This window comes from Streptomyces sp. YS415 (assembly GCF_023544665.1).
In the GTDB taxonomy this organism is placed as follows: Bacteria; Actinomycetota; Actinomycetes; order Streptomycetales; family Streptomycetaceae; genus Streptomyces.
In genome coordinates, this window is sequence record NZ_JAMJFL010000018.1 from 57920 (window position 1) to 75670 (window position 17751).

Annotated in this window: 13 protein-coding genes and 1 riboswitch; of the genes, 8 read left to right on the plus strand and 5 right to left on the minus strand. The window is 71.4% G+C overall.

Annotated features, from left to right (window positions below):
- Positions 1 to 121: 121 nt before the first annotated feature.
- The 6 genes from M8H82_RS22795 to M8H82_RS22820 all read left to right on the plus strand — a co-directional run bounded on the left by M8H82_RS22795 (position 122) and on the right by M8H82_RS22820 (position 8199).
- Positions 122 to 1564, plus strand: coding sequence for a GuaB1 family IMP dehydrogenase-related protein (locus M8H82_RS22795; RefSeq protein WP_250076740.1), 1443 nt, complete (start codon positions 122 to 124; stop codon positions 1562 to 1564).
- Positions 1565 to 1898: 334 nt separating this feature from the next.
- Positions 1899 to 3368 (plus strand): amino acid permease, encoded by a 1470-nt coding sequence (locus M8H82_RS22800; RefSeq protein WP_250076744.1) that lies wholly within the window; start codon positions 1899 to 1901, stop codon positions 3366 to 3368.
- Positions 3369 to 3378: 10 nt separating this feature from the next.
- Positions 3379 to 3831, plus strand: a complete 453-nt coding sequence (locus M8H82_RS22805) for an Lrp/AsnC family transcriptional regulator (protein ID WP_048581051.1) — start codon at positions 3379 to 3381, stop codon at positions 3829 to 3831.
- A gap of 484 nt (positions 3832 to 4315) precedes the next feature.
- On the plus strand, positions 4316 to 5509 hold the full coding sequence (locus tag M8H82_RS22810; protein WP_250076746.1) for an MFS transporter: 1194 nt from the start codon (positions 4316 to 4318) through the stop codon (positions 5507 to 5509).
- Positions 5510 to 5654: 145 nt separating this feature from the next.
- Positions 5655 to 6443: a carbon-nitrogen hydrolase family protein gene (locus tag M8H82_RS22815; protein WP_250076748.1), complete on the plus strand. Its 789-nt coding sequence runs from the start codon at positions 5655 to 5657 to the stop codon at positions 6441 to 6443.
- A gap of 55 nt (positions 6444 to 6498) precedes the next feature.
- Positions 6499 to 8199 (plus strand): NAD(P)/FAD-dependent oxidoreductase, encoded by a 1701-nt coding sequence (locus M8H82_RS22820; protein ID WP_250076749.1) that lies wholly within the window; start codon positions 6499 to 6501, stop codon positions 8197 to 8199.
- A gap of 26 nt (positions 8200 to 8225) precedes the next feature.
- Here M8H82_RS22820 and M8H82_RS22825 read toward each other — a convergent pair whose 3' ends face one another.
- On the minus strand, positions 8226 to 8912 hold the full coding sequence (locus tag M8H82_RS22825) for a DUF5995 family protein (RefSeq protein WP_250076751.1): 687 nt from the start codon (positions 8910 to 8912) through the stop codon (positions 8226 to 8228).
- 167 nt (positions 8913 to 9079) lie between these two features.
- Here M8H82_RS22825 and M8H82_RS22830 point away from each other — a divergent pair, with 167 nt between their 5' ends.
- Positions 9080 to 10210: a glycoside hydrolase family 6 protein gene (locus M8H82_RS22830; RefSeq protein WP_250076847.1), complete on the plus strand. Its 1131-nt coding sequence runs from the start codon at positions 9080 to 9082 to the stop codon at positions 10208 to 10210.
- On the opposite strand, the gene M8H82_RS22835 is transcribed toward M8H82_RS22830, so the two are convergent.
- On the minus strand, positions 10189 to 11568 hold the full coding sequence (locus M8H82_RS22835; protein ID WP_250076755.1) for a uracil-xanthine permease family protein: 1380 nt from the start codon (positions 11566 to 11568) through the stop codon (positions 10189 to 10191). The genes M8H82_RS22830 and M8H82_RS22835 overlap by 22 nt on opposite strands.
- A gap of 115 nt (positions 11569 to 11683) precedes the next feature.
- On the minus strand, positions 11684 to 12895 hold the full coding sequence (locus M8H82_RS22840) for an MFS transporter (protein WP_250076758.1): 1212 nt from the start codon (positions 12893 to 12895) through the stop codon (positions 11684 to 11686).
- 117 nt (positions 12896 to 13012) lie between these two features.
- Here M8H82_RS22840 and M8H82_RS22845 point away from each other — a divergent pair, with 117 nt between their 5' ends.
- A complete protein-coding gene (locus tag M8H82_RS22845) occupies positions 13013 to 14203 on the plus strand; it encodes an ROK family transcriptional regulator (RefSeq protein ID WP_250076760.1) in 1191 nt (396 codons plus the stop codon).
- Between the two features lie 46 nt (positions 14204 to 14249).
- Here the strand turns inward: M8H82_RS22845 and M8H82_RS22850 are convergent, their stop codons facing one another.
- Complete coding sequence (locus M8H82_RS22850; protein WP_250076762.1) at positions 14250 to 14993, minus strand: SDR family oxidoreductase; 744 nt, start codon at positions 14991 to 14993, stop codon at positions 14250 to 14252.
- 89 nt (positions 14994 to 15082) lie between these two features.
- A complete protein-coding gene (locus tag M8H82_RS22855; protein WP_250076764.1) occupies positions 15083 to 17422 on the minus strand; it encodes a chitinase C-terminal domain-containing protein in 2340 nt (779 codons plus the stop codon).
- 176 nt (positions 17423 to 17598) lie between these two features.
- Positions 17599 to 17729: riboswitch (FMN riboswitch) on the plus strand.
- Positions 17730 to 17751 lie beyond the last annotated feature (22 nt).

A 17751-nucleotide genomic window follows, 5' to 3' on the forward strand; every position in this document is an offset into this window, starting at 1 on the left:
CCAGCCTGGACGAAGAGACCGTGTATGGCATTCCGGTCGTCATGGGAGAATGAAGTACGTGCTCTTTCCCCCTGGCTGACCTGTCCGGGGGCCACCTCTGATCGACTGGGATGTGCAGCACGTGCGTTTCCTCAATGACATCCAGCCCCCGTACGACCTGACGTACGACGACGTCTTCATGGTGCCGAGCCGCTCCGCGGTCGGTTCCCGGCAGGCGGTGGACCTCAGTGCCCCTGACGGCACGGGCACCACGATTCCGCTCGTCGTCGCCAACATGACCGCCATCGCCGGCCGCCGCATGGCGGAGACGATGGCCCGGCGCGGTGGTCTGGTGGTCATCCCGCAGGACATCCCGATCGACGTCGTCACCGAGGTCGTCACCTGGGTCAAGAGCCGTCACCTGGTCCTCGACACCCCCATCGTGCTGTCCCCGCACCAGACGGTCGCCGACGCCCTCGCCCTGCTGCCCAAGCGCGCGCACAACGCCGGTGTCGTCGTCGACGACGACTTCAAGCCGGTGGGCGTGGTCACCGACGCCGACCTCACCGGCGTGGACCGCTTCACCCAGCTCGAGGTCGTCATGTCCCGCGACCTGCTGCTGCTCGACGCCGGCATCGACCCGCGCGAGGCCTTCAACACCCTCGACCACCACAACCGCCGCTACGCCCCCGCCGTGGACGCGGACGGCAAGCTGGCCGGCATCCTGACGCGCAAGGGCGCCCTGCGGGCCACGCTCTACACCCCGGCCGTGGACGCGGACGGCAAGCTGCGCATCGCCGCCGCCGTCGGCATCAACGGCGATGTGGCGGGCAAGGCCAAGCAACTGCTCGACGCGGGCGTGGACACGCTCGTCATCGACACCGCGCACGGCCACCAGGAGTCGATGATCAGCGCGATCAAGCTGGTCCGCGCGCTCGACCCGCAGGTGCCGATCGTGGCCGGCAACATCGTCGCCGCCGAGGGCGTCCGCGATCTCATCGAGGCCGGTGCCGACATCATCAAGGTCGGCGTCGGACCCGGTGCCATGTGCACCACCCGCATGATGACCGGCGTCGGCCGCCCGCAGTTCTCCGCGGTGCTGGAGTGCGCCGCCGAGGCGAAGAAGTACGGCAAGCACGTGTGGGCGGACGGCGGTGTCCGGCACCCGCGCGACGTGGCGATGGCCCTCGCGGCCGGTGCGTCCAACGTGATGGTCGGCTCCTGGTTCGCGGGCACCTACGAGTCCCCGGGCGACCTCCAGCACGACGCCCAGGGGCGGGCGTACAAGGAGTCCTTCGGCATGGCCTCCGCGCGCGCGGTGCGCAACCGTACGTCGGAGGAGTCGGCCTACGACCGGGCCCGCAAGGCGCTGTTCGAGGAGGGCATCTCCACCTCGCGGATGTTCCTCGACCCGGCCCGGCCGGGCGTGGAGGACCTGATCGACTCGATCATCGCGGGCGTCCGCTCCTCCTGCACCTACGCCGGCGCCGGCTCCCTGGAGGAGTTCGCCGAGAAGGCCGTCATCGGCGTCCAGAGCGCCGCCGGCTACGCCGAGGGCAAGGCGCTGCACGCCAGCTGGAGCTGACCCTTCCTGCCTCTCGTACGGCCCCCGTCGTTCCCCTTCCGGGAACGGCGGGGGCCGTTCTGCATGCCCACCTGGAAGCCCTCGCCAAAGCCCCTCCCCAAGGCCCTCGCGCAATGGTCGACAGCCGCCGTGCAACGAACACCCACCCAGGCCCGATGCACGCAATGATCATGCGGGTATGCGCAAGGTTGCTGCATTTCATCAGCAACGCCCCACCTCATAGGCTGTCGCCTCGTACGTGGCGTGGCGGGGACCCCGCTCGGTGGGTCCCTGCTTCGAAGGGGTGCCGCCTGGTCCCTGCCGCCCTGACCGGCAGCGATGAAGGAGCCAGCGCGTGCTCGACCAAGGCGCACCCCCGCACGATCCAGGCAAGACCGCCCCCGCGTCCCCGGGGCTCGGCGCGCGCCTGATGCGACGCAAGCCCGTGGAAGCCCTGGTCGAGGAGGGTGGCCAGGGCGAGGGAGGGTCGCTCAGACGCTCCCTGGGCCTGTGGCAGCTCACCATGATCAGCATCGGTGCCACCCTCGGCACCGGCATCTTCGTCGTCCTCGGCGACGCCGTCCCCGAGGCCGGTCCCGCGGTCACCCTCGCCTTCGTCATAGCGGGTCTCACGGCGCTGTTCTCGGCCCTGTCCTACGCCGAGCTCGCGGGCAGCATCCCGGTCGCCGGGTCCTCGTACTCGTATGCGTACGCAACGATGGGCGAACTCGTCGCCTGGGTCTGCGGCTGGTGCCTGGTGCTGGAGTACGGCGTCTCCGTGGCCGCCGTCGCGGTCGGCTGGGGCGAGTACCTCAACGAACTCCTCGACGGCACGATCGGTGTCACCATCCCCTCCGCGCTCTCCTCGGCGCCGGGCGAGGGCGGCATCATCAACCTGCCCGCGCTGCTCGTCGTCGTGCTGGCGATGGTGTTCCTGCTCGGCGGCGTCCGGGAGTCGGCACGCGCCAACACGATCATGGTCGCGGTGAAGATCGCCGCGCTGGTGCTGTTCTGCGCGGTCGGCTTCATGGGCTTCAAGTCCGGCAACTACGAGGACTTCATGCCGCTCGGCATGGCGGGCGTCAGCGCCGCCGGTGCCACCCTGTTCTTCTCCTACATCGGCTTCGACGCCGCCTCCACCGCCGGTGAGGAGGCCAAGAACCCCAAGAAGGACCTGCCGCGCGCGATCATGCTCTCGCTGATCATCGTCACCGCGCTGTACGTCCTGGTCGCCGCCGTCGCCGTCGGCGCCTGGAACTGGACGAAGTTCGAGGGCTCCGAGGCCTCCCTCGCGGCGATCATGACCGACGTCAGCGGCCAGTCCTTCTGGGGCACCCTGCTCGCGCTCGGCGCGGTCATCTCCATCGCGTCCGTGGTCCTCACGGTGCTGTACGGCCAGACCCGCATCCTCTTCGCGATGTCCCGCGACGGCCTGGTGCCCAAGGCGCTCGGCAAGGTGGACCGCAAGACCGGCACCCCGCGTCTGAACACGATCCTCGTCTCCGCGTTCTGCGGTGTCCTCGCCGCGATGATCCCGCTCGGCAAGCTCGTCGACGCCACCAGCATCGGCACGCTGTTCGCCTTCGCGCTGGTCAACATCGCGGTGATCGTCCTGCGCTACCGGCGTCCGGAGCTGGAGCGGACCTTCAAGGTGCCGTTCGGTCCGGTGCTGCCCGTCCTCGGCTTCGCGTTCTGCGCGTACAACATGTTCAGCCTCGACACCGTGACCTGGGTGGTCTTCGGGTGCTGGATGGCGGCCGGTCTCGTGTTCTACTTCCTGTACGGCTACCGCCGTTCCCGTCTTGCCGTGTCAGAAGTGAAGTGAACCACCCGCAGTGCTGAACGATCTCGACGAACGCATCGTGCACGCCCTCGCCGAGGACGCCCGCCGCTCCTACGCGGACATCGGGCAGCTCGTCGGCCTGTCCGCGCCCGCCGTCAAGCGGCGCGTGGACCGGCTGCGCGCCACCGGCGCCATCACCGGATTCACGGTACGGGTGGACCCGTCGGCGCTCGGCTGGGAGACCGAGGGGTTCGTCGAGATCTACTGCCGGCACAACACCTCGCCGGACACCATCCGGCGAGGGCTCGAGCGCTATCAGGAAGTCGTGGCCGCGTCCACCGTCACGGGTGACGCGGACGCGGTCGTGCAGGTCTTCGCCTCCGACATGCGCCACTTCGAGCGGGTGCTGGAGCGGATCGCCGGGGAGCCGTTCGTGGAGCGGACCAAGTCGGTCCTGGTGCTCTCGCCGCTGCTGAGGCGGTTCTCCTCGGGCTCGCCCACCTAGCCGGGGCGCCCCCACCCGGTCTTCTTGACGCAGGTATCGCCCCGGGGCCGCCTCGTCGATGCGGAAGATCAGCGCGTAGACCGAGTAGGGGTGGCGGCCGTCAGGACGAGCTCGCGGGCGCTCTCCGCCCTCGCTACCCGAAAGCCCGGCAGCGGAGAGCCCTGCGCCAGCGGCCGGGGCCGGACGCCATGACGTCCGCGCCGCCGATCAGCCGGGCGTACGCGGCGATGGGCCCCGTCCGAAGGACGCGTCCAGGGCATCGGCCGGGCCCTTGCCAGAGCGCGTCGCGCGCCGCGACCACGAGGACCGAGTGCTCGTCGATGCAGGCCAGGCCGGTGCTCGTGAATTCTACCTGCACGAGAGGGCCGAGTCGGCCTAGTATCGAGCCATGACCTGGCGACATTGATCCATAACCCGTCGTGCCTCCCGAGGGCCGCCGCGGACGCCGTACCCCGCGTCCGATCCGCCCCTCAGGGAAGGCCTCATGACACTCTCACCCGCGCGCGTGCCCGCCACCACCGGCAGCCTTCGACGGCTCACTCGCACGCTGTACGGTTACGCGTTCCTCGACGATCTCGTCCTGCTCTACCCGCTGTACGCCCTGCTCTTCGCCGACAGCGGGCTGTCGCTGTGGCAGATCTCCTCGCTGTTCGCCCTGTGGTCGATCACCGGCGTCGTCCTGGAGGTGCCCTCCGGCGCCTGGGCCGACGCCGTCTCCCGCCGGGCGCTGCTGTGGCTCGGCCCGCTGCTCAGCGCGGCCGGCTTCGCCCTGTGGGTGCTCATCCCCTCGTACGGGGCCTTCGCGGCCGGCTTCGTCCTGTGGGGCATCAGCGGCGCGCTGGGCTCCGGCGCCATGGAGGCCCTGGTCTACGACGAACTGGACCGGCACGGCGCCGCCGACCGCTACGCCCGCGTCATGGGCCGGGCCCGGGCGGCGGGGCTGCTGGGCGTCATGGCCGCGATGGCGGCGGCCGGTCCGGTGTTCGCGCTCGGCGGCTACCGGGCCGTGGGCGCGGCGAGCGTCGCCGTGTGTCTGCTGGCCGCGCTGACGGCGACCCGGTTCCCGGAGGACCGGAACCGGAAGGGCGACGACGAGGGCTGGGCGGCGACCCTGCGCACCGGTCTCGCCACCGCCCGCACGGACCGCTCGCTGCGCGGGGCGCTGCTGCTCGTCCCGGCGGTGGCCTGCGTGTGGAGCGCCCTCGACGAGTACTCGCCGCTGCTGGTCCGGGAGACCGGCGTGCCCGACGGGTTCGTGCCCTACGCGCTCCTGCTGATCTGGGCCGCGGTCACCGCCGTCAGCCTGCTGGCGGGCCCCGCGGAACGCCTCGGCACGACCGGCTTCACCTGGCTGATCGCGGCCTCCGCCGTCGCCCTGGCGCTCGGCGCGCTCACCCGCACCCCGGCCGGCCTCGCCCTGATCGCCGTGGCCTTCGCGGGCTTCCAGCTGGCGACCGTCCTCGCCGACGTCCGCCTCCAGCACCGCATCGAGGAGGGCGGCCGGGCCACCCTCACCTCGGTCGCGGGCCTGGGCACGGAACTGCTGACGGTCCTGGTCTACGGCGCCTACGCGGTGGCCGGCGACCACGCCTCCCACGGCGCGGTGTTCGCCCTGTTCGCGCTGCCGTACCTGGTGGGGGCGGTGATCAGAGGGGCGGCCGCCAAGGCGCGGCGCTGACCGCGCAACGAATCGCCGCCTCGGCCGCGGAGCACGCAACGTTCCGCTCACGAGCGCGCAACGGCTCCTGCTTGTCCGGCCGAGCGCGGCGACCGTACCGTCTAGAGGACCCCTTGAACCCCCTTCCGCCCGGTGAGGATCACGCATGCGCACCGCCCTGCTCCAGAGCTCCGGCCGCCCCGGCTCGGTCGCCGAGAACCTCAAGGTGCTCGACGAGGCCGCGGGCCGTGCCGCCGCAGCGGGTGCCGGGCTGCTCATCACGCCGGAGATGTTCCTGACCGGGTACGCGATCGGCGACGGCATCGCGCGGCTCGCCGAGCCCGCCGACGGGGACAGCGCGGACGCCGTCGCGGAGATCGCCTCGCGGCACGGTCTCGCCCTCGCCTACGGCTACCCCGAGCGGGACGGCGAGACCGTGTACAACTCCGCGCAGCTGATCTCCGCCGACGGCACCCGGCAGGCCAACTACCGCAAGACCCACCTCTTCGGCTGCTTCGAGCGCGACCACTTCACGCCGGGGGAGCGGCAGGTGGTGCAGGCGGAGCTGAACGGCCTCCGCGTCGGCATCCTGATCTGCTATGACGTCGAGTTCCCGGAGAACGTGCGCGCCCACGCCCTGGCCGGCACCGACCTGCTGGTGGTGCCCACGGCGCAGATGCACCCGTTCCAGTTCGTCGCCGAGTCGATGATCCCGGTGCGTGCCTTCGAGAACCAGATGTACGTCGCCTACGTCAACCGGGCCGGCCGGGAAGGGGAGTTCGAGTTCATCGGCCTCTCCGCCCTGGCCGGTCCCGACGGCGTCGCCCGCGCCCGCGCCGGACGCGGTGAGGAGCTGGTGTTCGCCGACACCGACCCCGCGTTCCTCGCCGCCGCCCGCGAGGCCAACCCGTACCTCCAGGACCGCCGCCCCGGCCTGTATGGGTCCCTCGTCTGAATCTCCCCCCTCTGCTTTCTCTGCTTTCTCAGCTTTCGCAAGGAGTCCGTACCCCATGACGTCCACGGTGCCCACCGCCGTCCAGCACGCCGACGAGCAGCAGCCGCCGATCACCATGTTCGGGCCGGACTTCCCGTACGCGTACGACGACTTCCTCGCCCACCCGGCCGGCCTCGGCCAGATACCCGCGACCGAGCACGGCACCGAGATCGCGGTGATCGGCGGCGGTCTGTCCGGCATCGTGGCCGCCTACGAGCTGATGAAGATGGGCCTGAAGCCCGTCGTCTACGAGGCCGACCAGATCGGTGGCCGGCTGCGCACCGTCGGCTTCGACGGCCCGGGCACCGAAGGCCTCACGGCCGAGATGGGCGCGATGCGCTTCCCGCCGTCCTCCACCGCCCTGCAGCACTACATCGACCTGGTGGGCCTCGAGACCCGGCCCTTCCCCAACCCGCTCGCCGAGTCCACCCCGTCGACCGTGGTCGACCTCAAGGGCGAGTCGCACTACGCCGAGAGCGTCGACGACCTGCCCCAGGTGTACCGGGACGTCGCCGCGGCCTGGAACAAGTGCCTCGAAGAGGGCGCCGACTTCTCCGACATGAACCGCGCGATGCGCGAGCGGGACGTCCCGCGCATCCGCGAGATCTGGGCGCAGCTCGTCGAGAAGCTCGACAACCAGACCTTCTACGGCTTCCTCTGCGACTCCGAGGCCTTCAAGTCCTTCCGGCACCGCGAGATCTTCGGTCAGGTCGGCTTCGGCACCGGCGGCTGGGACACCGACTTCCCCAACTCCATCCTGGAGATCCTGCGCGTCGTCTACACCGAGGCCGACGACCACCACCGCGGCATCGTCGGCGGCTCCCAGCAGCTGCCGCTGCGCCTGTGGGAGCGCGAGCCGGAGAAGATCGTGCACTGGCCCTACGGCACCTCGCTGGCGAGCCTGCACGAGAACCGCGCCCCCCGCCCGGCGGTGACCCGGCTGAACCGCACCGCGGGCAACCGGATCACGGTGACCGACGCCGACGGCGACATCCGCACCTACCAGGCCGCGATCTTCACCGCGCAGTCCTGGATGCTGCTCTCCAAGATCGCCTGCGACGACTCGCTCTTCCCGATCGACCACTGGACCGCCATCGAGCGCACCCACTACATGGAGAGCTCCAAGCTGTTCGTGCCCGTGGACCGGCCGTTCTGGCTGGACAAGGACGAGGAGACCGGCCGGGACGTCATGTCGATGACCCTCACCGACCGGATGACGCGCGGGACGTACCTGCTCGACGACGGCCCGGACAAGCCCGCCGTCATCTGCCTGTCGTACACATGGTGCGACGACAGCCTGAAGTGGCTGCCGCTGTCCGCGAACGAGCGGATGGAGGTCATGCTGAAGTCGCTCGGCGAGATCTACCCGAAGGTCGACATCCGCAAGCACATCATCGGCAACCCGGTGACCGTCTCCTGGGAGAACGAGCCCTACTTCATGGGCGCGTTCAAGGCCAACCTGCCCGGCCACTACCGCTACCAGCGGCGCCTGTTCACGCACTTCATGCAGGACCGGCTGCCCGAGGACAAGCGGGGCATCTTCCTCGCCGGTGACGACATCTCCTGGACGGCCGGCTGGGCCGAGGGCGCGATCCAGACCGCGCTGAACGCGGTGTGGGGCGTCATGCACCACTTCGGCGGCGGGACCGACGCCACCAACCCCGGGCCGGGCGACGTGTACGACGAGATCGCCCCGGTGGAGCTGCCGGAGGACTGACCTGCCGGAGGACTGACCGCCCCGGGTCAGTCCGGCAGGGGGGTGAGCAGCATGCGGCCCGCGAACCCCACGGCCGTGTCCAGCCGTTCGGTGAACTCCCCGGCCAGCTCGGGGAGCCGGCGCAGCGCCCACAGCGCCCGGGCCGCCGACCAGGTGGCGTCCCGGGCCCGCTCCAGGCTCCACGAGCCGAGCAGATGCGTGAGCGGATCGGCGATCTGGAGCAGGTCGGGGCCCGGCATCAGATCCTCGCGGATGCGCTCCTCCAGCGAGACGAGGAGATCGCCCACCCGGTCGAACTCGTCCTCCAGATCGGTCGGTTCGCAGCCGAGGGTACGACAGGCGTCCACGACGGCGAGCGCAAGATCGTGGCCGATGTGCGCATTGATGCCCGCCAGCGCGAACTGCAGCGGTCGTACGCCGGGATGGCGGCGGAACTGGAACAGGGGCCGCCAGCAGGCGGGCGGGCGGGGTTCGTCGGCGACCGTGCCGACCGCCGCGAGGTAGCGCTCGGCGAACCGCACGTCCAGCGTGACCGCGGCCCGCGGATCCGCGAAGTGGCCCGCGTCGATCCGCCGGTCCACCGCCTCGGTCACCGCCAGGTAGACGCGGTTGAAGACGGCGACGCCGTCCCGGGCGGGCAGGGCCGCGTCCAGGGCGCGCATCCGCGTGACGACCGCGTCTACGGGGGTGGTGAGTTGTTCGCATTGCGCCATGGGGGCAGAGTCGCAGCTTTAGGGTTGCGGGAGGGTCGGCGGGCCCGACGCTTCCCCAGAACGGGGGAACGCGCCCGCCACGGGGGGAGTGAGCAGTGGCAGGGCAACGTGCCCGACGTCTGGCGGCGCGCAGGTCGGGGCGGCGACGGTCCGCCCGGCGGGGCGCCATGGTCGTGGCGGCCTCGGTCGTGGTCGCCGTCGGTACCGCGACCGGGATGATCTCGGCGCTGGAGGAGGAGGGCGGCTCCGACGAGGCCCGCCCCGAGGTGACGCACTCGCCGCGCCTGCAGTCGCTGCCCGTGCGGCCGCCGGTGTCCGCGTCGCCCAGCGCGTCGCCGTCCGCCACCCCCTCGCCGACGAAGAAGAAGCGGGCGGCGAGCCCCACACCCTCGCCCACCAGGACCGAGCCCGAGCGGCGCACGGCCGCCGTCTCCACTCGGCTGTACCGGCACCCCGAATCCCAAGTGCTGGACTGGGTGCGGGAGAACACCGGCGATCCGCGGCACGGCGTCATACAGTCCCGGATAGCCGCCCAGCCGGCCGCGGTGTGGTTCGCCGACTTCACCCCGGAGAACATCACCGCCCGGGTCCGCGCGGTCACCTCCGGCGGCGCCGGCCTCGGCCGGGTGCCGGTCGTGGTGGCGTACGCGATACCGGACCGCGACTGCGGAGGGGCCAGCCAGGGCGGGGCGCCCGGCCTCGACGCCTACGACGACTGGATCGACCGCTTCGCCGCGGGCCTCGGCTCCGGCGATGTCATCGTCGTCCTGGAACCCGACTCCGTCGCCCTGGCGGACTGCCTCTCCGTCGGCCAACGGGCCGACCGCTTCGCCTCGCTGGCCCGCGCGGGACGCGTCCTGAAGGAGGCCAACCCCAAGGCCCGCGTCTATTACGACGCCGGCCACTCCGGCTGGCACGCCCCCGCCAAGCAGGCGGGCTGGCTGAAGCAGGCCGGAGCCGCCTCGCCCGCCTCCTCCGACGGCATCTTCAGCAACGTCTCCAACTTCCACACCACGGCCGACGAGAGCGCCTACGACCGACAGGTCCTCGACGCCCTCGGCGGCCCCGCCTCGCTCGGCGCCGTGATCGACACCAGCCGCAACGGCAACGGCGCCCCGACCGACGGCCAGTGGTGCGACCCGGCGGGACGGAAGATCGGCCGGGCGCCCACCCTGAGCACCGGGGAGGCCCGGATCGACGCCTACCTGTGGGTCAAGCTGCCGGGGGAGTCCGACGGCTGCAAGGGGACGCCGGGCACGTTCAGCCCTTCGTACGCCTACGACTTGGCGTCGTCGTAGGAGGAGGTGCCCTCGTCCAGGAGCGGCTGCCGGGTCTTGAGGTGGGCCGGGGCGAAGAGGCGCAGGGCGTGGTAGCCGGTGATGACGACCAGGGTGCCCAGGGCGATGCCGTTGAGCTCGAAGGTGTCGGTGAACTCCATGGTGACGTTGCCGACGCCGATGATGATGCCGGCGGCGGCCGGTACCAGGTTCAGCGGATTGCGCAGGTCCACCCCGGCGTTGAGCCAGATCTGCGCGCCGAGCAGGCCGATCATGCCGTACAGGATGACCGTGATGCCGCCGAGGACGCCGCCCGGGACCGCGGCCACGACCGCGCCGAACTTCGGGCACAGGCCGAACAGCAGCGCGAAGCAGGCGGCGGCCCAGTAGGCGGCCGTGGAGTAGACGCGGGTCGCCGCCATGACGCCGATGTTCTCGGAGTACGTGGTGGTGGGCGGGCCGCCGACCGCGGTGGAGAGCACCGAGCCGACGCCGTCGGCGGAGATCGCGGTGCCGAGCTTGTCGTCGAGGTCGTCGCCGGTCATCTCGCCGACCGCCTTGACGTGTCCGGCGTTCTCGGCGACCAGGGCGATCACCACGGGCAGGGCGACCAGGATCGCCGACCACTCGAAGGACGGGCCGTGGAAGGCGGGCAGGCCGATCCAGTCCGCCTGGCCGACAGCGGTCAGGTCCAGGCGCCAGTGGTCGGTGACCTTGCCGCTCGCGTCCATCGAGTGGATCTTCCCGAAGATCCGGTCGAAGGCCCAGGAGGCGCCGTAGCCGACGAGCAGGCCGAGGAAGATCGCGATCCGGGACCAGAAACCGCGCAGACAGACCACGGCCAGACCGGTGAACAGCATCACCAGCAGGGCCGTCCACTGGTCCTGCGGCCAGTAGGTGGTCGCGGTGACCGGCGCGAGGTTGAAGCCGATCAGCATGACCACCGCGCCGGTGACGACCGGCGGCATCGCGGCGTGGATGATCCGCGCCCCGAAGCGCTGGACGGCGACCCCGACGAGGAAGAGCGCCACCCCGACGACCAGGACCGCGCCGGTCACGGTGGCGCTGGTGCCGCCCTCGGCGCGGATGACCGCCGCCACGCCCACGAACGACAGTGAACAGCCCAGATAGCTGGGGACCCGCCCGCGCGTGGCGAGCAGGAAGACCATGGTCGCGACGCCCGACATCATGATCGCCAGGTTGGGGTCCAGGCCCATCAGCACCGGGGCCACGAAGGACGCCCCGAACATCGCCACCACGTGCTGGGCGCCGAGTCCGGCGGTGCGCGGCCAGGAGAGCCGTTCGTCGGGCCGGACCACCGCTCCGGGTGCCGGCGTGCGTCCGTCGCCGTGCAGTTTCCAGCGGACGCCAAGATCCATGGTGCGGTTTCGCTTTCGGTCGTGCGTGCGGGTGTCCGGACCATTGTCAGGGGTGGAAGCGGATGCCGATCATCCGCTCAGTCCGGCGCTCAGGTCCGGGCGCCCGCGTCGGCCCTCAGGGCCGGGGGTCGGGCACGGCCGCGTCCGGGCGGTTGATCCGGGCGGGCTTGCGCTCGGCGGTGCGCAGGACGCCCGCGAAACCGGCCAGGCCGGTCGACAACAGCGTCACCAGGGCGAACGACACCACCAGGCTGGTCAGCTGGGCCAGCCCCCCGATCGCGCTGGGCGCGACCAGGCCCGAGGTGTACGTGATGGTCGCGACGCCCGCGATGGCCTGACTGGGGTTGGGGCCGCTGCGGCCCGCCGCCGCGAAGCACAGCGGCACGACCACCGCGATGCCGAGCCCCACCAGGGCGAACCCGGTCATCGCTATGGCGGGATGGTCCGCAAGGACGATCAGCAGACCGCCGAAGGTGGCGAGGACACCGCCGGAGCGCACGGTGCGCACGGCGCCGTACCGGTCCACCACCTTGTCGCCCGCGATCCGGGCGATGGCCATGGTGAGCGTGAACGCCGTGGTGCACGCGGCGGCCAGCCCGGCCGAACTGCCCAGCTCGTCACGGAGGTAGACGGCCGACCAGTCGAGGCTCGCCCCTTCCGCGAACACCGCGCAGAATCCGACCGCGCCGATGAGCAGCGCCGAGCGCGGCGGCAGCGCGAACCGGGGCGGCGGTTCCTCGTCCTGGGCGGGCTGGAGGTCGAGCACCCAGGCGCACGCGACCACTCCGGCAACCGTCAGCACGGCCGCCGCCAGCGCGTGGTGGACACGGGCGTCCGTGCCGAGATGGGCGGCGAGGGTGCCGCCGAGGGAGCCGAGGACCGCGCCCGCGCTCCACATGCCGTGCAGCCCGGACATGATCGACCGGCCCAGGCGGTTCTCCACCTCGACGCCGAGCGCGTTCATCGCCACGTCGGCCATGCCCGCCGTGGCGCCGAAGACGAACAGGGCGAGGCAGAGGGTGAGCAGGTTCGGGGCGAGGGACGGCAGGACCAGGGCGAGCGTCCACAGCGCCATCAGCGCGCGCAGGGCGGTGCGGGCGCCGAAGCGGTGGGTGATGCTTCCGGCGAGCGGCATCGCCACCGAGGCGCCGAGCGCGGGGAAGGCCAGGGCCAACCCCAGCTGGCCCGCGCTCACCGACGCGTGGTCCTGGATCCACGGCACCCGGGTCGCGAACGACCCGGCCACGGCTCCGTGCACGGTGAAAACCGCGGCCACGGCGTAGCGCGCCCGCTTCACCTCGCGTCCGTCGTAGACCACGTCACTCATGCTCAGGCCCCTCCCTGTGGCTGTTGATGCCGTAAACTATCAGGAAGCTTGCCTGATAGATAGGGGCCCTCAATGGCCGCGCAGCGCACGGCCCCGCCGATCTGGAAGGATCCCGGCATGTCCGCATCCCCCAGCACCGCCCGGGCCATCAACGACCGGCTCGCCCTGCGCCTGCTCCAGCGGGAGGGCCCGCTGACGGCGGGGCGGCTGAAGGAGCTGACCGGACTGTCCCGGCCGAGCGTCGCCGACCTCGTCGACCGCCTCACCGCCGCCGGACTGATCGAGGTCGTGGGGGAGTCGGGGGAGCAGCGGCGCGGCCCCAACGCCAAGGTGTACGGCATCGTCGCCGCCCGGGCCCATCTGGCGGCCCTCGACGTGCGCACCGAGGGCGTCGCGGTGGCCGTGTCCGACCTGGTCGGCAGGGTGCTGGCGGAGGCGTCGGCGCCGATCGACGGCGGCGTGGGCACGGGTCCCGCGGTCGAGCAGGCGGTGGCCCTGGTGGAGCGCGCGGTGAAGGAGGCCGGCGTGGACCGGCCGCACACGGTGGGCATCGGCGCGCCCGGTCTGATCGACCCCGCGACGGGTGAACTGCGCAGCTCCACGGGCCTGCCGGAGTGGCACCGGCGGCTGGTGGCGGCGCTTCAGGAGCGGCTTCCCGAGGCGCGGATCAGCGTCGAGAACGAGACCAACATGGCGGCGCTGGCCGAGCAGCGGGACGGCGCGGCGGCGGACCGCGACACCTTCGTCCTCCTCTGGCTCGGCATGGGAGTCGGCGCCGCGGTGGTCCTGGACGGCGTGCTGCGCCGGGGCGCCTCGGGCGGTACGGGCGAGATCGGTTTCCTGCCGGTGCCGGGCACCACGGGCCTGCCGTCCGCGACGGACTGCGACGGCGGCTTCCACTCGCTGGCGGGGGCGACCGCGATCGCGGAACTGGCGGCGCGGCACGGCGTGACGGCGCCGGAGACCGCGGGCGAACCGCATGCGGCGACGCTGGTCCGTACGGCGGTGCGGGCCGCGGACTCGGCCGGGCACGCCGGATTCCTGGACACCCTCACCGACCGCCTGGCCCTCGGCGCCGCGGCCGTCACCTCGGTCCTGGACCCCGGCTGCGTGGTCCTGGGAGGCGAGATCGGCCGGGCGGGCGGGCCGGAGCTGGCGGCCCGGGTTCAGGACCGCCTGGTCCGCATGTCACCCCTGCCCACGGAGGTACGGGCGAGCACTCTGGGCGGCGCGGCGGTGCTCAGGGGCGCCCTGCTGACGGCGCGCGACCGGGCCCAGGAGGAGCTGTTCGCTCCACCGGCCCGCTAGCGGATCCGCTCAGCGGATCGCTCCACCGGCCCGCGGGCGCATCCGCTCAGCGCCCGAAGCGCACCGCCAGATACTCCTCGAAGGTCCCCGTCCCCACCGCCCGCTCGGGTGCCAGATGCCCGCCCGCCCGGAAGGCCCGGTACGCCTTGCCCGCCAGCGGGACGCTCACCACCCGGCGCTTGCGGCCCGTCGCCTTCAGGTACGCGCGGGCCAGGGAGTCGAACGCCCGCACCTGGGGGCCCGCCAGGTCCGGGACCCGGCCCGCGGGAGTGGCCAGGGCCAGCTCGACCAGACGGTCCGCCACCTCGGCCACGTCGACCGGTTGGTCCCGTACCCCGGCCGGCACCAGCATCACCGGAGGCTTGGCCAGGACCTCGAACACCCGCGCCAGCAAGTCGTGGAACTGCGTGGCCCGCAGGATCGTCCAGCCGAGGCCCGACTCCTCGATCAGCTTCTCCACCGCGAACTTGCTCCGGTAGTAGCCGAACGGCACCCGGTCGACCCCGACGATCGAGATGTACACGAGGTGTCCCACGCCGGCCCCGCGCGCCGCCGCGATCAGCTGCGCCGCCGCCTTCTCGTCCCCGCCGCGCGGTGTGCTCGCGCAGTGCACGATCGCGTCCACGCCCGACACGGCCGCGTCGAGGGCGGGCCCGCCCTCGCGCAGGTCCACGGCGTACGGCTGCGCGTGCCGGCTGAGCACCCGCACGTCGTGCCCGTCCGCCTCCAGCCGTTCCGCGACGAGCCGGCCGAGGGTTCCGGTACCGCCGGTCACCAGGATCGTTGTCATGTCCCGCATCCTGCCAGAGGAGGGGGTTGAAGGCCCGGCGGCGGGCAAGGGCCGTCGTCACCGCCGCCGGGCCGGTCAGAGCATGGGGCTCAGCAGGCGCCGAGGTCCTGCCACACGCCCCATTCACCGGTGGTCCCGGGCTCCTCGCCCTTGGTCCACCACTTCGCCCTCCACGAGTGCCCCTTGTGGGAGACCTGACTATTGCCGCCGTACTCCGTGGTGGAGTTCCAGCCGGGCGCGGTGCAGGTGCCGGGCGTCGGGGTCGGCGTCGGTGTCGGGTTGGTCGGGTCCGGGCTGGGACCGGTGCCCGATCCCGGTTCCACCAGCGTGGTGCCGCGGGCCAGGTCCCCGGCGAGGGCGTACGTCGTCCCGTTGATGTTCACCGTCCAGTTCCACGGCGTGGACACCGGCAGGTAGTAGTTGAACGACAGCTCCACCGAGGCGCCCGGCGCCAGTGCCTGCCAGCTCGGCAGCTTCAGCGAGACCCGGTGGAAGTCGCCCTTCAGCCCGCCCACGTTGGAGCCGGTGTGGTCGCTGCTGATCACCTTCGTGCCGAAGCCCGACTGGTCGGAGGCGTTCCCCGGAGCGGCGGTCGCGTAGTCGAACTGGAACTCCGTACCGCCCGGCAGGGCCGACTTGGTGCGGTTGGTGATCTTCACCTTGGGCGTGATCGGGTAATTGGAGTCGCCGAGCTTGAACTCCCCGAACTCCACACCGATGTCGACGGCCTTCGTGGGCATCGCCTTGTTCGAGACCTTCGCGCCGTACGGGGCGGCCGACTTGAACTTCTCGTACATCGCGGTCGTCAGCGTCGACCCCGGCTCGTACTGGCCCTTCGCCGCGTTCCAGCGGTAGTCCCCGGCCAGCTCCCACACCATCGTGCCGCCGATGCCGTTGCGGACGACGTAGTCGGCCTTGGCGTTCACCGACTGCTCGTCCTCGGTGGACAGGAACACCTTCTTCTCGGCATTCCACAGCCACGGTGCGACCAGCGTGGAGTCGTACTTGCGGGCGTAGGTGCCGGTCAGTTTGGTGTCCGCAGGGAAGCCGTATCGGGTGACGTAGTCGCCGACGACGCCCTTCTCCAGGTTCTTGGCGTGCCACATCGGGTTCGAACCGGCCGGCGACTCCTTGCCGTTGGTGTCGAGGTCGTGCCAGAGGTTGTCGATCCCGGTGGCCCCGTCACCGCACTTGGTCAGCCCCGACCCGGCCGGGCAGTTCGTGGACGGCGCCCTGCCCCACAGGCCGTCGGTCCCGCCGGTGACGTTCTTGAACCCCCGCGTGTAGTAGGGGAGCCCGATGTTGATGCGTCCGGCCGGCATCGAACCGCGGAAGTAGTGGTACGCCCAGTCGGTGTTGAGATAGCCGATTCCGCCGTACTGCGAGGCCGAGTACACGCCCGCCGCGGCGAGTTCGGCGTCCTTGCCGTCGTCGAAGAGCGAGGCGTTGGGGCCGACGTACTCGTTCCAGGCGCCATGGAGGTCGTACGACATGATGTTGACGTAGTCCAGGTACTTCTGGACCTGGAAGGTCTCCATGCCGCGCAGCAGGTAGCCGGAGGAGGGTGCCGCGACCGAGAGCAGATAGTGCTTGCCGTCCGCCGCGCCCGCCCGGTCGAGCTTCTCGCGCAGGGTCTTCATCAGGACCGCGTAGCCCTTGACCAGACCGGCCCTGCGGGCGTTGGAGAGGGACCAGTCGAGCGGGTTGCCCGCGTCCTTCATGGTCGTCGGGTACTCGTAGTCGATGTCGACGCCGTTGAAGCCGTACTTCCTGATGAAGTCGACGGCGGACGTCGCGAAGGTGTCGATGCCCGCCTGGTTGACCGAGCCGTCGGCGTTGGTGGCCATCGAGTAGAAGCCGCCCGAGTTCACCCGCGTGCCGTCGGCCGCGAAGTAGCCGCCGGTCTCGGCCCAGCCGCCGACCGAGATCAGCGTTTTGACGTTCGGGTGCTGCTTCTTGAACTTGTTCAGCAGGTTGAAGTGACCCTTGTAGGAGAAACCGGGGTCCATCTCCGCCCCGGTCACCCCCGGCCAGGTCATCCCGGTCGCCGGGTTGGTCGGGCCGTCCGCGCCCACGGAGAGCTTGTTCGAGCCGTCGACGTGGGCGAACGCGTAGTTGAGGTGGGTGACCTTGTCCCAGGGGATGTCCGGGGCGAGGTAGGCGGGGGTGCCGTCCTTGCCGGTGCGCCAGCCGGTGAAGTAGCCGATCACCCGGCGCTGGTGGTCGGCGCCCATCTTCTCCCGGCCCTCGGCGTCGTAGACCGAGCAGTAGGGGACGTCCACGCCGGGCGTCTTGTAGAGGCCGTCGGGGCGGCAGGACTCCTGGTCGGCGGCGTGCGAGGCGGTGGCCGGAAGGCCCGCGAGCACCAGGCCGGCGACCGTGGCCGCCGCGGCGAACAGGGCGGGTCTCGCTCGGTTGCGTGACAGCAAGTCGGTTCCTCTCCACGGAAGTTGCGCAGACCCTAGGGAGGACTAGACCAATGCGTCAATAGGTATGGACCAATTCGGAGAGAAGAGAAGTCCAGCCGCGCAGCCTGTGAGCCACCCCACAGCCGTCCCCCGCATGGACGCCGATCAGGCGTGGCACACTGGCCCTGTACCAGAAGCAGCGCACTCCGGGGTCGGTGAAAGTCCGAACCGGCGGTTACAGTCCGCGACCCGGTCGCCTCCAGCGGCCGGTTGACCAGGTGAAATTCCTGGACCGACGGTTAAAGTCCGGATGGGAGGCAGTGCGCGGCGGGCGGGCATTCGTGCGCGCC